At 66.9% G+C, this 14,776-nt stretch carries 9 protein-coding genes; 6 read left to right on the top strand and 3 right to left on the bottom strand.

Annotated elements, in window-relative coordinates:
- Positions 1-2,194: 2,194 nt before the first annotated feature.
- From ACIA49_RS40200 to ACIA49_RS40180, 5 genes are all read left to right on the top strand, one after another.
- The gene (locus ACIA49_RS40200) at positions 2,195-3,115 is read left to right on the top strand and encodes a hypothetical protein (RefSeq protein ID WP_396383618.1); all 921 of its coding nucleotides are present in this window, start codon (positions 2,195-2,197) and stop codon (positions 3,113-3,115) included.
- Positions 3,116-3,211: 96 nt separating this feature from the next.
- Complete coding sequence (locus tag ACIA49_RS40195; protein WP_396383617.1) at positions 3,212-5,098, top strand: glycoside hydrolase family 76 protein; 1,887 nt, start codon at positions 3,212-3,214, stop codon at positions 5,096-5,098.
- Positions 5,099-5,226: 128 nt separating this feature from the next.
- A complete protein-coding gene (locus tag ACIA49_RS40190) occupies positions 5,227-6,078 on the top strand; it encodes an alkaline phosphatase family protein (protein ID WP_396383616.1) in 852 nt (283 codons plus the stop codon).
- A gap of 3 nt (positions 6,079-6,081) precedes the next feature.
- Positions 6,082-7,326 carry an MFS transporter gene (locus ACIA49_RS40185; protein WP_396383615.1) on the top strand — a complete coding sequence of 415 codons (1,245 nt, stop codon included), beginning with the start codon at positions 6,082-6,084 and terminating at the stop codon, positions 7,324-7,326.
- Complete coding sequence (locus ACIA49_RS40180) at positions 7,323-8,300, top strand: TolB family protein (RefSeq protein ID WP_396383614.1); 978 nt, start codon at positions 7,323-7,325, stop codon at positions 8,298-8,300. The genes ACIA49_RS40185 and ACIA49_RS40180 overlap by 4 nt, the downstream gene beginning before the upstream one ends.
- Here ACIA49_RS40180 and ACIA49_RS40175 read toward each other — a convergent pair.
- Together ACIA49_RS40175 and ACIA49_RS40170 are read right to left on the bottom strand one after the other, a co-directional pair.
- Positions 8,297-11,857 (bottom strand): choice-of-anchor D domain-containing protein, encoded by a 3,561-nt coding sequence (locus ACIA49_RS40175; RefSeq protein ID WP_396383613.1) that lies wholly within the window; start codon positions 11,855-11,857, stop codon positions 8,297-8,299. The genes ACIA49_RS40180 and ACIA49_RS40175 overlap by 4 nt on opposite strands.
- Before the next feature lie 136 nt (positions 11,858-11,993).
- Positions 11,994-12,452, bottom strand: coding sequence for a MarR family winged helix-turn-helix transcriptional regulator (locus ACIA49_RS40170; RefSeq protein ID WP_396383612.1), 459 nt, complete (start codon positions 12,450-12,452; stop codon positions 11,994-11,996).
- A 62-nt stretch (positions 12,453-12,514) separates the two neighbouring features.
- On the opposite strand from ACIA49_RS40170, the gene ACIA49_RS40165 reads away from it, so the two are divergent.
- Complete coding sequence (locus ACIA49_RS40165) at positions 12,515-12,847, top strand: hypothetical protein (protein ID WP_396383611.1); 333 nt, start codon at positions 12,515-12,517, stop codon at positions 12,845-12,847.
- A gap of 1 nt (position 12,848) precedes the next feature.
- On the opposite strand, the gene ACIA49_RS40160 is transcribed toward ACIA49_RS40165, so the two are convergent.
- Complete coding sequence (locus tag ACIA49_RS40160) at positions 12,849-14,528, bottom strand: DUF885 domain-containing protein (protein ID WP_396383610.1); 1,680 nt, start codon at positions 14,526-14,528, stop codon at positions 12,849-12,851.
- Positions 14,529-14,776: the final 248 nt, after the last annotated feature.

Here is a 14,776-nt window from a genome sequence, read left to right as displayed (position 1 = left end):
CGGCCGAAGCCGAAGCTGACTACTATTCACAAACCCGCGACGACCGACCAGTCGTCCACACATAACCGAGGGTGCATCAAACCCGGGACGGTTCACACCAGACGATGGCCGGCAGGTTCGGAAGTCGGTGAGTTGTCGTCACCAGAACCCGAAACTCACCCATAGCGCAAGGCTCTCGAGCATCACGCACCCCAGCCACAGCCCGGAAGCTCAGACAACGCCAAGCCTGGTCGCCGACCGCGCCATTCCCCTCAACCATCTACCCGCCGCACCCGAAGGTTTCAGTCGACCGCCGCAGGCGGCCGGAGCCACGCCAACCACCGGGGGTTTGAACAAGATCCCGGGGATATGCACAGGTCATAGCTTGTTCACGCCCACCGCAGCAGGTGCACACCCCCGACACGCGATCGCCATCCACCGCACCGAACGACGGCCGGCGGGTGCGTTAGTGGGTGCGTTGTCGTCGCCTGAACCCGGGACTCAGCCATAGCGCAGGGGCTCCCCGGGCATCACGTACCCCAGCCACAGCCCGGAAGCCCAGGCAACGTGGACCCCGGTCGCCGACCTCGCCATCCACCTCAGCCATCCACCTCAGCCATCCGCCTGCCGCCCCCGAAGGTTTCAGCCGACCGCCGCAGGTGGTCGAGTCCCCGCCAAGCCAGGCAGGCGACTCGGCCGGAGACCTCGGACTGTGGCTGAGCATGTCTGCGGCCGATTAAAGACAGGGTGGCTGAGCGACGCTGTGGCTGAGGGGGATGGCTAGGCCGCGACCGGGTTTCGCCTTCGCCTGTGGCTGACGGGCTGTGGTTGCGGTCCCGGGAGGGACGCCGCGATCGGGTTCACGCTGCCTATGACTGACGGGCTGTGATTGTGCTCCGGGGAGACGCCGCTATCGGGTTCACGCTGCCGGTGGCAGACGGGGTGTGATTGCGGTCCAGGAAATCGCCTCGACCGGGTTCATGGTGCCGAGGTTGACGGGCTGTGGTTGCGGTCCACGAAAGACGCATCCACCCGGTTCACGTTGCCTGAGGTTGAGGGGCTGCGGTTGTGGGTCGGGAAAGGGGCTCTCAGCAACCGCTCGGAGGCTCACAACCCGGGTGTGACCGAGCAGGTGCTGCGTTTCGTGGGTGTGTTGCTTGGAGGTCTAGTCGACCGTCGATGGAGGTCGAGTTGTAGGGCAGCAGGCAGGCGACTCGGCCGCCCACGTCTCGCTGTGGCTGAGCGTGTCTGCGGCCGATTAAAGACGGGTGGCTGAGCGACGCCGTGACTGAGGAGGATGGCGAGGCCGCGACCGGGGGTCCACCTTGCCTGGGGCTGACGGGCTGTGGTTGCGGTCCCGGGAGGACGCCGCGATCGGGTTCACGCTGCCGGTGGCATACGGGCTGTGATTGCGGTCCAGGAAATCGCCTCGACCGGGTTCATGGTGCCGAGGTTGACGGGCTGTGGTTGCGGTCCACGAAAGACGCCTCCACCCGGTTCACGTTGCCTGAGGTTGAGGTGCTGCGGTTGTGGGTCGGAAAGGGGCTCTCGGCAACTGCTCGGAGGCTCATAAACCGGGCTGTGACCGAGCAGGTGGTGCGTTTCGTGTGTGTCGCTTGGAGGTTTAGTCGACCGTCGATGGTGGTCGAGTTGTGGGGCAGCAGGGAGGGCGACTCGGCCGCCCACGTCTCGCTGTGGCTGAGCGTGTCTGCGGCCGATTAAAGACGGGTGGCTGAGCGAGGCGGTGGCCGAGGGGGATGGCGAGGCCGCGACCAACCTCGTCGACACCTGTGGCAGACGGGCTGTGGTTGCGGTCCGGGAAAGGGCGCCTCGACCGGGTCCACGCTGCCGGTGGCAGACGGGCTGTGGTTGCGGTCCGGGAAAGGGCGCCTCGACCGGGTCCACGCTGCCGGAGGCTGACGGGCTGTGGTTGCGGTCCGGGAAAGGTGTCTCGGCCGGGTTCAGGTTGTCGGAGGTTGAGGGGGTGTGGTTGTGGGTTGGGGAAGGGGGCTCTCGGCAACTGCTCTGTTCCTCACGCTACGGGACGGGCGAGAGGGTTCGCACACGGTTGTTTGCGGTTCGGGGACGGTGTGACGGGCTGTGGGTGCGGGTCTGCAGGGTGGGTGTGGGTGGGCCGAGGGGTTATCCACAGGTGCGAAGTTGTCGGTTTTGGGCGGGTTGAAGTCCATATGTTCTTGGGCAAAGGAGGTGCTCTATGAGTGCTGGCGGGAAGGATAAGGGCTGCTCGAGCGGGCGGCGGTTGCATCCGGTGTTGCGGCCGCTGACGGTGCGGCAGGTTGGTCGGTTGGTGAGGTTGGCGGAGCGGGCGGCTTCGGAGCGTGGGTTTCCGATGCGGTACGACGGTGTGGGGGCGCTGCTGCCGGTCGAGGGTGACGGGATGGTTGCCGGGCTGGCGAATCTGGCGCGGACGGTGGGTGGGTTGCCGCGCCAGCAGTGGCGGGCCGCGGTGGCGGCGCATTTCGATCAGATGGGTCCTGGTGGGGAGCGGCCGGGGATTCCGGAGGATCTGGAGAACGAGCTGTACCTTCGGCTGGTCGATGCGTCGTCCGTCGATCCTGACTGGGCGGAGCGGGTGCCGACGTTCATGCCGGGTCTGCTCACCGCGCCGGCTACTTACACCGGACGAGCGGTGGCTATGCATTTCGACGTCGGCAGCCTGGAGCTCTCTTGGTCGGAGATCAACCGGATCGGCCTGGCGAACCTTCGGCGGCTCCGGGACACCGTTGAGTATGTGCAGGTTCCGGGCACTGAGATCGCGATGCTCTCCGGTGGCATGTTCACGGCGTCGCGGGCCCTGGTTCTCGATACCGTGCTGCGCGAATCACTGCACGTCGAGAATCCTCCGTTCGGGTGTCTGGTGGCCATGCCCGCGCGCGACATGCTGTTCGTGCACGTGATGCGGGATCGCACAGTGGTCCATGCCTTCATGGCGATGGTGAGGCTGGCGACCTGCTTCTACTCCGAATCGGCGGGGCCTGTCAGCCCACACGTCTACTACGTGGCGGACCAGGAGTGGCACCAGATGACCGACTACAGCTCTGGCGAGTTCGACCTGCGGTCCGTTCCTGCCTTCTCGCAAGCCATGCAGCGCATCGAGTCCGAAGCACCGGCCTGACGGCGACTCCGGTTGCCCCGAGGCATTGACATCGTTGTCGGGCCTACCGACGATACAACCGAAACGTTTCCAGCAGTCGAGGAGATCATGGTCGTGATGCGTTCCACCCGCACACTGCAGGTACTGATTGCCGGCGCGGTCCTGGTGGCCGCGGCGCTGGCCCCGCCACCGTTGGCCGGTGCTCATCCGGGCCCTGATGACGGTGCGACGGCCGTTGCAAAGGCCAGGGTTGCCGCTGACGAATTGATGGGTTCGTACGAGCCGGTCAAGGCATGGTTTCCGTCGAGCTGGTGGAACTCGGCGGTTGCCCTGCAGACGATCGGCGACTACATGGAGCACACCGGCGACCGGCGCTATCTGCCTCAGCTGGACAACACCTTCGAGAAGGACAAGGGCGTGTTCCCGGCCGGATATCTCTCGGGAGATCCGCTGCTCGGCAACTTCACCAGCCGCGCCATCGACGACTCCGAGTGGTGGGGGCTGACGTGGATCCAGGCGTACGACCTGACCAAGAACCGCAAGTACCTCGACATGGCGGTCACGATCGCGGAGTACGTCGAGGGCTATTGGGACCCGAGTTCCTGCGGAGGAGGGGTCTGGTGGAACGGCGAACGCACCTACAAGAACGCCGTCACCAACGGACTCTGGATCCGGCTCACTGCCGAGCTGCACAACCGGCTGCCGCGCGACAAGCATTGGCTCGGCCGCGCGAAGGAGGGCTGGAGCTGGTTCACCGCCAGCGGCATGATCAACAGCGCCGGCCTGGTGAACGACGGCTTGACGAGCGACTGCAAGAGCAACGGCGACACGGTCTGGACCTACAACCAGGGCCTCGCGATCGGCGCCGGACTCGAGCTCTGGAGGGCGACTCGCGATCCGAAGCTCCTGACCACGGTACGGCGATTGGCCGACGCAGCGATGTCTCCGACGGGGCTCGCCCCCGGCGGGATCCTGACCGAGTACTGCGATGCGCCGGATCGCACCTGTGACGACAACGGCAAGCAGTTCAAGGGCATCTTCCAGCGGTACTGGATGGACCTCGCCGACACCACGCACGACCGCCGGTACGTCGACTTCGTCACTCGGCAGGCGGCCACCATCTGGAACAACGACCGGGACGCCTCCGATCGGCTCGGCGAGCGGTGGTCCGGCCTCACCAATGCAGACCACCCCAACGCCTACGACTGGCGTACCCAGGCCAGTGCGCTCAGCGCTCTGATCGCGGCTGTACCGTCACAGCCCCCGGTCCGCTCCCTGTCAGCGACCACCGACCCGGCGCTGCCAGTGATCATGCCCGCGACCGTCAGCGGGACCCACGTGAAGGTGCGGGTAGGTCTCCAGGCCACCGGGCCGGCCGGCGAGCGGCTTCCCGTAGCGATTCGGACAGCCGGCCCGACAGGCTGGACGGTCACCCCGGCACGATTGAACCTGACCCTTCGGCCGCGAGGCAACGCCGTACCGGTGCAAGCGTCGGTGGAGCTCGACGTGACCGTCCCAGCCGGTACGCCGGATGGCCGGTACTCGGTGACTGCGACGGCGACGTCGGGATCACGACTGTCCTTCAGCACCCGGTCCGACATCGTGGTCGCGCATAGGGCCGACTTCGACACCGGTACGGCGGCGGAGACACCGTGGTTGTGGGATGCAGACGGTTCACAGAGCAACGGGGTCCAGAACCGGTTCGCGGACGGTCACTCGTACTTCATCTACCGCTTCCCGTTCCCGTCCGATGCGACCACGGCGTCCGCGACGCTGACGATCGACAACGAGTTCGTGGTGCAGGCGAGCGGTGACGGGCAGACGTGGACCACGGTCGCCACCGAGACGCAGCCGTTCCACGACGGGGAGAACGAGGCGGCCCGCACGTTCGACCTCACGCCGTACCTCGGACCGGGCAAGGCGGGCTACATCCGGGTCGCCGACTCGTTCCCGGACGACGGTTGGGGAGGCAGGGTCTACCACGTGACCGCTACCTACAACTAGGCAAACCTAGGCAACTGAGCAATGCCCCGCTGTTCACCTACCCCACACCTGCCAGGCCTGGTGGTGCCCGGCCGTCGCTCCCACAATGGGTGACGGCCCGAGCACAGCCAGTCCTGGGAGGACACATCGTGAGCCGGAAACGCGTTGCGGGGATCGTGTTGGGGGCGGCGGTTGTCGCCGCGTCGGTGGTAGCGGTCGTCGACAGGTCGCCGAGTGCGCAAGCGGTGGCAGCAGTGCCCACCTTCGATCACATCGTCGTGGTGATGTTCGAGAACCACGCCTACTCACAGATCAACGGCAGCTCCAGCGCGCCGACCTTCAACAGCCTGGCCGGCCAGGGGGCGAAGTTCACCCAGGCGTACGGCGTCACGCACCCGAGCCAGCCGAACTACGCGGCGATCTTCTCCGGCTCGACGCAGGGCATGACCAGCGACAGCTGCCCGCACACGTTCAGCACCGACAACCTCGGCAAGCAGTTGATCGCGGCCGGCAAGACCTTCAAGGGGTACTCCGAGAGCATGCCGTCCACCGCGTACACGGGCTGCTCGAGCGGCCAGTACCAGCGCAAGCACAACAGCTGGGTGAACTTCAGCAACGTGCCGACGGCGAGCAACCTGCGGTACACCGACTTCCCGAGCTCGGCGAACTACGCGAGCCTGCCGACCGTCGCGTTCGTGACGCCGAACATGTGCAGCGACATGCACGACTGCTCGGTCGGCACCGGTGATACCTGGCTGAAGAACAACCTGACGGCGTACGCGACCTGGGCCAAGACGCACAACAGCCTGCTCGTCATCACCTTCGACGAGGACAACGGCGGATCGTCGAACCACATCTTCACCGCGTTCGTCGGCGCCCACACCCAGGTCGGTACCTTCTCCACCCAGATCAACCACTACAACGTGCTCAGCACCCTCGAGAGCTCCTACGGTCTGCCCCACCTCAACTCGGCGGCGGAGATCACCAACATCTGGAACTGACCGGTGTACCTGTCCACAGTCGATCGACCACGCACCGCGCGCGGACGGGGCCTCTTCCTCGTCAGCGGCAACGTCCTCGCGCTCGGCGCGGTCAGCCTAGTCACCGACATCTCGTCGGAGATGGTGACCGCGATCCTGCCGGTGTACCTGATGATCGGCCTGCACCTGAGCCCAGCCCTCTACGGCGTGGTCGACGGCACGTACACCGGGGCGACCGCGCTGTTGCGCCTGGTCGGCGGGTACGTCGCGGACCGGTCGCAGCGCCGCAAGGCCGTTGCAGGGTTCGGCTACGCCCTATCGGCGGTGGCGAAGCTCGGCATGCTCGCGGCGGGCAGCTCCGTCGGCGCGATCGGCGCGGTGATCGCGATCGACCGCACCGGCAAGGGTCTCCGGACAGCTCCCCGCGACGCGCTGATCACCCTCTCCACGCCACCGCAGCAGTACGGCCGCGCGTTCGGCGTGCACCGGATGATGGACACGATCGGCGCCTTCGCCGGTCCGCTGGTCGCGGTCGGCGTGCTGGCCGCAACCGCGCAGGCCTACGACGCGGTGTTCGTCACCAGCTTCTGCATCGCCGCGTTCGGCGTTCTGTTGCTGGTGCTGTTCGTCCGCGACCACCGCGACAAGCAACCGCCGAAGAGCATCGTCGCTCCCTCAGCCCTCCGCGACCTACTCCGCAGAGCGCCTGTACGACGCCTGGTCCTGGCCGCATGTGTTGCCGGAACGGTCACCATCGGCGACGGCTTCGTGTACCTGCTCCTCCAGCGACGAGAGGACCTGAGCATCGCCTGGTTCCCGCTGCTGGCCGTGGGTACCAACCTGTCCTACCTCCTGCTCGCCACGCCGCTGGGCATCCTGGCGGACAAGATCGGCCGGCTGAAGGTGGTCCTCGGCGGCTACACCGCACTGGTGCTCGTCTACCTGCTGCTGTTCGGTCCGGTCCGCGGCTGGCCGTTGCTGGTCGTCGTACTGGGTCTCTACGGCTTCTTCTACGCCTCCACAGACGGCGTACTGATGGCACTGGCCGGCCCGCTCCTTCCTGAAGCCACCCGTACGACGGGCATCGCACTCATCCAGACCGGACAGGCGCTGGCCTACGTCGGCTCGTCCGTCCTGTTCGGGCTGGCCTGGACGGTGTGGGGACCAGCAAGCGCGAGCCGCATCGCCGCCGTACTGGTCGTGGCAGCCGTCTTCGTAGTCGCCCTGCTGCTCCGTGGCATCCCAAAGAGCGCGGAGCAGCCCGCATGACTCGCCGGGTCCTCGCAGCGGTCCTAGGCGCGGTCCTCCTGGCCGCGGTCGCGGTCACCTACGGCGTCTACACCACAACAGCCGACCGTACGCCGGTCGCAGCGGCGAGCGGACTGAGCCTGACCGGCCCACGCATCATGTTCCGCAGTACGGCGCCAGGCAGCAAAGGTCGTCTCGCCTTGGTCGCGAAAGACGATCCAGGCGGACCCCGTGAGGTCTCACCGCTGAGCTGCCTGCGGGTCTACGCCGCCGGCGGCACCGGCACGTGTCTACGACCGGACGGCGCACTGACGACGTACCAGATCGCCTTCCTGGACCGGAATCTCCAAGTACAGAAGGCGATTCCGCTCGTCGGCATCCCGAACCGGACCCGGGTCTCCGCGGACGGGCGGATGGCGGCGTGGACCGTGTTCGTCGCGGGCGACTCCTACAACAACGGCCGGTTCTCCACCCGGTCCGGGCTGATCGACCTGCAGACGCAGGACATGGTCGACTCGCTGGAGTTCCTGTCGGTGACGCTGGACGGTCATCCCTATCAGGCCGCCGACCTCAACTTCTGGGGCATCACCTTCACCGCCGACGACAACCGCTTCTACGCCACGATGTCGACCGCCGGCCATCGCTACCTGGTCGAAGGCGACATCGCCGCGAAGACTGTGCACACCATCACCGAGAACGTCGAGTGCCCGTCGCTCTCCCCCGACGGCCGCCGGATCGCCTTCAAGTCAGCGATCGACAACAACCCCACCAAGGGCTGGCGGCTAACCGTCCTCGACCTGGCCACCGGCACCAGGACTCCCCTGGCCGAGACCCGCACCGTCGACGACCAGCCCACCTGGCTCGACGCCGGCACCATCGCCTACGCCATCCCGCACGGCCCCGCCGACGCGGACATCTGGTCCGTCCGCGCCGACGGCTCCGGCCGCCCTACCCTCCTCATCCCTCACGCCGAGTCCCCGGCGCCGCTGGGTTAGGTGTTCCAGACCTGGAACTCGGAGATCTGGCCGGCGATCCAGCCCGTGTTCGCGGTGATGTTCAGCCGGAAGTAGCGCTGAGTCGTGGCCGGGAAGGTGATGGTCACCGTGTTGTTGCTGCCCGGGGCGAAGGAGTAGCCCGCGGATCCGACCAGAGTGCTGAAGCTCGATCCGTCGGTGCTGCCGAGGACGGACAGGGTTTCGGTCCGCGCTCCCCAACCGGCCGGCAGTTGCAAGACGATCCGGCTCGCGCTGGCGGCAGCACCGAGGTCGACCTGCACCCACTGCGGGAAGGCGTTGTTGGAACTCTCCCAGTACGTCGCTTGGTTGCCGTCCGTCGCGTTGGACGACTGGTATACGTCGTTGTGGCTGGACTCGCTCGTCGGCTTACCCGCGGCGAGGTTGGTGCTCGTCCCACCAGCGCCCGTACCGGACAGGGCGACGGTGGTCGGGCTGTTGGTCGCGTTGCTGTTGATCGTCACGGTCCCAGCCCGTGAACCGGAAGCAGTCGGCCGGAAGCTGACGTTGACGGTGCACGAGGCGTTGACCGCGATGCTGCTGCAGTTGTTGGTCTGCGAGTAGTCGCCGGTGGCCGTGACGCTCGAGACCGCGGCGGCCAGGCTGCCGGTATTGGTGACCGTGACTGCTTGGGCGGGGCTGGTCGTGTTGAGCGCCTGTGACGCGAAGGCGAGCGAGGACGGACTCGCGCTCAGGATCGGGGTGTTGATCGGCGACCCGCCACTCGGGTACACCTCGAACTCCGAGACCTGCCCGGCCGGCCAACCGCTGTTGCCGGTGATGTTGACCCGCACGTAGCGGGCGTTGGTCGTCGGCACCGTGATGTTCACGACGTTGGTGGGCGAGGTGAACGTGTACGTCGCGGACGCTGCCGGCGTACTGAAGGAGGATCCGTCGGTGCTTGCCTGGACCGACAAGGTCTGGGTGCGCGTACCCCACGCCGACGACGGCGGAAGCTTCAACGTCACCTTGCCGATGCTGCGCGCTGCCCCGAGGTCGACCTGCAGCCACTGCGGGAAGGCGTTGTTGACGCTCTCCCAGTAGGTGTTCGCATCGCCGTCGGTCGCCGTACTGGCCGCCTGCGTGCCGTTGACCTGGCTGGACGCCGTCGCTTGCTTGCCACGGGCAAGGTTCGTGTCGGCCCCAATGCCGTTACCAGACAGGGAGATCGACGTCGGGCTGTTGTTGGCGTTGCTGGCGATGCTCACCCCGCCGGCACGCGCCCCGGACGCGGTCGGCCGGAAGGTGACGGTGACCGTGCACGACGCGCCGACAGCGAGAGTCGTGCAGTTGTTCGTCTGGCTGTAGTCGCCCGTGGTCGATACCCCGGAGACGGTGGCGGACGCCGTACCGGAGTTGGTCACGGTGACCGCTTGAGTTGCCGAGGAGCTGCCCACCAGTGTGTCCGCGAAGGACAGGCTGCTCGGGTTCGCGTTGAGGATCGGTCCGGGCGCAACGCCCGTGCCTGACAGCGGAACTGTGCTGGTGACCCCGGCCGAGGTGACCGTCAGGTTGCCCGCTCGAGTGCCTGCCGCTGTCGGGCTGAAGGTGACGTTGACAGTGCAGGAGCCACCGGCCGCGATGCTCGTGCCGCAGTTGTTGGTCTGACCGTAGTCACCGGTCACCGCGATCGAACCGACCGGCGCTGCCGCCGTACCGCTGTTCGTGACGGTGACCGCCTGCGGCGCACTCGTCGTACCGGTCGCGACCGAGCCGAAGCCGACAGCGGACGGACTGACGGAGATGGCCGAACCGTTGTCCGGCAGGTACGGCGGGAACGTGGGCGACGTGATGTTCGAGCACTGCGCCGGGGCGAAGATGCCCGAGTTGCCGCCGCCGTCGGTGAGTGTGAAGCCGACGCCGCAGTTGTAGATCGGGCCGGGTGCCTGGGTCCCGGTGGCGGTGCTGTTGGTGATGGTCGCCGAGCCGCCGACCTGCTCCTGGACCACCCAGGTCCCGGTGTTCTGGATGGTCGCGTTGTTGATCTTGACGTTGGTGATGTTCGAGCCCGAGACGAACTGGATCGCCTCGAACGGGCTCTGCTGGATCAGGATGTTGTCGACGTTCGTCAGGCCGGTCATCGCACCGTCACGCGCGTCGAACCACAGCGCGCCGACCCCGAAGTTCCAGTTCGGGTCCAGTCCCCCGGACCGGATGATCGTGTTGCGCAGCACGTCAGTGCGCCCGAGCGTCGTCGAGCCGAACCGTTGCGCGACGTGGATCGCGCCGCCCTGGGTGAGGCCGGCATCGATCACCCGGTTGTCGGTGACGAAGTTGTCGTGGCCGCCGTAGATGGCGATGCCGTTGGCCAGGATCGGGTACTGCACCGTGTTGTGGTCGAACGAGTCGTTCGCGTCGGCGTTCTGCTCCGCCCAGGTCGCGAGGCCGTCGTCGCCGAGGTTGCGCAGGTCGCTGTTGGTGACCTTGGAGTTCGTGACGCCGTTGTGGAAGTTCACGCCGTCGGCCGTCACGTTGCGGATCCGCATGCCGCTGAAGACCAGGTTGGTGAACGGGCCGTCCATCCAGGCGCCGACCTTCTCGTGCTCGATCCAGATCCGGTCGACGGTGGAGTTGTTCAGCGCGCCGCCGATGCCGTTCACCTGCGCGCCGTCGTTGCGCTCCTGGACGTCACCGAAGATGGCGAAGTCCGACAGATGTACGCCGCTGCTCGCGTTGGGCGCGTAGTTCCCGTAGAAGCCCGGCGCCGCACCGACCACGGTCGAGTGCCACATGCCCGCACCCTTGAAGGTGATGTTGTTCAGGATCAGGTGCCCCGGAATCCGGAATGTGCCCGGCGGAATCCACACGGTCCCGCCGGCTCCGGCCTGGCTCATCGCCGCGTTGAACGCGGAGGTCGCGTCCGCGGCACCCGTCGGGTCGGCGCCCGTACTGGTCACCGAGACCGAACCTGCAGGCTGACTCAGCGCACCCGCGACGTTCTCGAAGTCGGCGAAGTCGATCGTGTACGACGATGCCGTGTCCTCGGCGTCGACCTGGACCCGGAACTTCGTGCCGGCCGGATAGGTCGTCGGGAACAGCCGGTGTGCCTCGTCGTAGAAGTGATGCGGGTTGCTGCCCGGCGTGTTCGTGAACGGATAACCGCCGTAGTACCAGCTGTATGCGTTCGTCAGGGTGAAGTTCGGCTGCTTGGTCCCGTTCACATACAGGGACAGTTGCGGCGTGTAGACCGAGCCACCGCCGGTGTCCGGGATGCTGTAGCGGAACACGATCGAGTTCGTCGCCACCGGCGTCGTGAACTCGACGTACTTGCCGCTCCCCTGCAACGTCACTGCTTTGCGGTACGACGCCTCCGCGGCGAGCGTGTTGTACGCGGCGCTCGGCCCGATGACGGTGCCGTTGGTCGACGCGTTCTCCGCCTGCACTTCGACGTACGGCAGGGTTGCACCGACCCCGCCGGAGGCGGCGGCCCACGCGGGTGCGGTGGCCAGGACGGACAGACTGGCGGCGACCAGCGCGCCGCAAGCGGCGAGCACGCCGAGGCGGGCGCGTCCACTCCACGATGTGTTTGACCGGAACATGCGCAGCTCTCTCTCGACAAAGGGCGGGATAGTCGATGTCGCAGCCCCGAAGGGACTGCAGCGCTGGCGAGACCGTAACGCCGTCGACACATCTACGCAATATCGAGATCGATTACTGCAAGAAATAGACTCTCAATCAGCGCGTGCTGGTCGCCGCGGCGATCACCGTGGTGAGGCGAGCATGGAGATCCATCAGCTCGTCGACATCCATGCCCAGGCGCTCGACGATCGCAGGAGGCACCTCGAGGGCTTGCTTGCGGAGCTCTCGGCCCGCCGGCGTCAGCGACACAGCCAACGACCGCTCGTCGGTCGTGGAGCGATTCCGGTGCAGGAGGCCGGCCGACTCGAGGCGCTTAAGCAGCGGCGAGAGGGTCGCGGGTTCCAACTGGAGCATGCCGGACAGATCCTTCACCGAGACGGGCTCGTGCTCCCACAGGGCCAGCATCACCAGGTACTGCGGGTGCGTGAGTCCCATCGGCTCCAGCACCGGGCGATACAGCGCGATGACCGTCCGGGCCGCGACCGCGAGCGCGAAACAGACCTGATGCTCGAGCGCCAGCGGGTTCTCCCCCGGCGTGATCTCCGTCGCTTCCATGTGCTGAGTGTAGCAACTTTATGTAGACTAATGATTAGTACACTAAGCAACTGGGAGCAATGATGTTCGAAGAGACTGCGCGGACCGAGCGACGCCCGATCCGGCGCCGGCGTACGCCGAAGCCGATGAACATCGAGACGGTCCAGCGCTGGGTCGCCTCCGCCATCCTCTTCCACGTCGGCAGCGTCCCCGCGATCACCTTGGCCGTCTACAGCATCGGCGTCGCCGCCGATGACTTCGGCCGCGGCGTCGGCCTCTGGATCATGTCCGGCGTGATCGGCCTGCTCACCGCCGCCGGCATCCTCGCCATCTTCCGCCGCTTCCGGCAGTCCTACGCCGCCTGGCTCCTGGTCGGCCTGCTCCCCACCGCCGTCACAGGCTTCTACATCTTCTGACTCAGAGCCGTGCGAGGGCGCGACGCAGCGGATCGAGTCCCAGCGATCCGAGGTTGAGGGCGTCGCGGTGGAAGGTGCGGAGGTCGAAGTCGGCGCCGTGGCGCTGCTTGGCCTCGTCGCGCGCCTGCAGCCAGATGCGCTCGCCGAGCTTGTACGACGGCGCCTGGCCAGGCCAGCCGAGGTAGCGATTCAGCTCGGCCTGCAGGAACTCGGTCTCCATCCGCGAGTGCGCCCGCAAGAACTCGAAGCCCAGCTCAGCATTCCAGGTCTCGCCGGGGTGGAACCCGAACGGGTTGTCGCGCGGAATCTCCAGCTCCAGGTGCATGCCGATGTCGACGATCACCCGGGCCGAGCGGAAGCCCTGCGCGTCCAGCATGCCGAACCGCGCACCCGGCTCGTCGAGATAACCGAGCTCCTCCATCAAACGTTCGGCGTACAGGCCCCAGCCTTCGCCGTGGCCGGAGACCCAGCAGCCGACGCGCTGCCAGCGGTTCAGCAGGTCCGAGCGCAGCATCGTCTGCCCGACCTGAAGGTGATGACCGGGAACGCCTTCGTGGTAGACGGTCGTGACCTCGCGCCAGGTGGCGAAGTCCTCGATCCCGGCCGGCACGGCCCACCACATCTGGCCGGGCCGCGTGGTCAGGTCCTCACTCGGCGGCGTGTAGTAGATGACGCCCTCCGACGTCGGCGCAATCATGCATTCGATGCGCCCGATCTCGGCCGGGATGTCGAAGTGCTTGCCGCCCAGTTCCTGGACGGCGCTGTCCGCGAGCTCCTGCATCCAGTCGCGGAACGCCTCCTTGCCATGGATCTTGCGGGCCGGATCCTGATCCAGTACGGCGGCCAGCGCCGGGATACTGCGGTCGCCGTCGTTCAGCGCAGCCGCGATGGTCTGCATCTCGCGCTCGATCCGGGCCAGCTCCTGCCAGCCCCAGGCGTAGGCCTCCTCAAGGTCGAGGGCCGCACCGATGTGATCGCGCGAGGCGAGCTGATACACCTCGCGACCGACCGCGTCCCGATTCGGCGCCTTCGGCAACAATTCGGCGGTCAGCCAGTCACCGAACTGCCCGAACGCCTTACTGGCCTCGACTGCCGCCGCCTCGACCGCCGAGCCGGGAGCCTTCGCCGTCAACCCGACGAAGTAGTCGTTGCCCTCGGCACCGGTCCAGCTGGCGATCCGATCCGCCAGGACCTTCACCTGCCGGGCCGCCGAGACCCGACCCGCCGCGGCCTGCTGCAAAAGCGTCTCGCGGTACCCGTCGAGCGTCGTACCGACCTGGCTGAGTCGGGCTCCGAGCCGCTCCCAGTCCTCAGGCGTCGCGGTCGGCATCAGGTCGAAGACCGCGCGCAGCTCGACCGGAACACACGAGATCCCGTTCAGTTCGTACTGCGGTACGCCGGCCTCGTAGCGTTCCAGCCCGAGCTCGATCCGCTCCAGCAAGGCATCCTTGGCCGTCTCCTCCCGAAACGAGGAGACCTCGACGGCGCGAGCCGCGGCGATCGTGCTCCGGTGCAGGTCGATCAGCGCCTCGAAGCCGGCCGGCGACCGGTCCGGCAGCTTCTCGTCGTACCCCTGCATCCCCATCAGCGTCGCGGCGGCGGGCGACAGCTCCGCATGGCTCGCGAGGAAGCGTTCGGAGAGCTCGTCGATCGGGCTGTGTGGTGCCGGCGCATCCGTCATCGGGCGACCCTACCGCCGCCCCGAAAAGACCGGAATGCCTTGCTGTGAAGGATTTCCCGGCCTTTTCGGGGGTAGTAGAAATCAAGCCAGCGTTGGGGTGAAAGTGGCCGGAACCCCAGCTACCGCCACCGAAGGTTTTCCCTCGGCTTGCCGGTTTTCCCGCACAATCGCTTCCCCATCAAGCATTTGCCTCGGAGTATTCCGGTCAACCGGCCGCCCGCCCGACGCGGCCCGATCCGGAGGAGCGC

Source organism: Kribbella sp. NPDC051587 (assembly GCF_044453945.1).
Lineage (GTDB): Bacteria > Actinomycetota > Actinomycetes > Propionibacteriales > Kribbellaceae > Kribbella.
This window is presented reverse-complemented; position numbering and strand designations above follow the sequence as displayed.

Bases quoted from the DNA above. Each gene is read 5' to 3' on its own strand.
- ACIA49_RS40175 (WP_396383613.1), bottom strand. From the start codon at position 11,857: ATGTTCCGGTCAAACACATCGTGGAGTGGACGCGCCCGCCTCGGCGTG.
- ACIA49_RS40165 (WP_396383611.1), top strand. From the start codon at position 12,515: ATGTTCGAAGAGACTGCGCGGACCGAGCGACGCCCGATCCGGCGCCGG.
- ACIA49_RS40170 (WP_396383612.1), bottom strand. From the start codon at position 12,452: ATGGAAGCGACGGAGATCACGCCGGGGGAGAACCCGCTGGCGCTCGAG.
- ACIA49_RS40160 (WP_396383610.1), bottom strand. From the start codon at position 14,528: ATGACGGATGCGCCGGCACCACACAGCCCGATCGACGAGCTCTCCGAA.
- ACIA49_RS40180 (WP_396383614.1), top strand. From the start codon at position 7,323: ATGACTCGCCGGGTCCTCGCAGCGGTCCTAGGCGCGGTCCTCCTGGCC.
- ACIA49_RS40200 (WP_396383618.1), top strand. From the start codon at position 2,195: ATGAGTGCTGGCGGGAAGGATAAGGGCTGCTCGAGCGGGCGGCGGTTG.
- ACIA49_RS40195 (WP_396383617.1), top strand. From the start codon at position 3,212: ATGCGTTCCACCCGCACACTGCAGGTACTGATTGCCGGCGCGGTCCTG.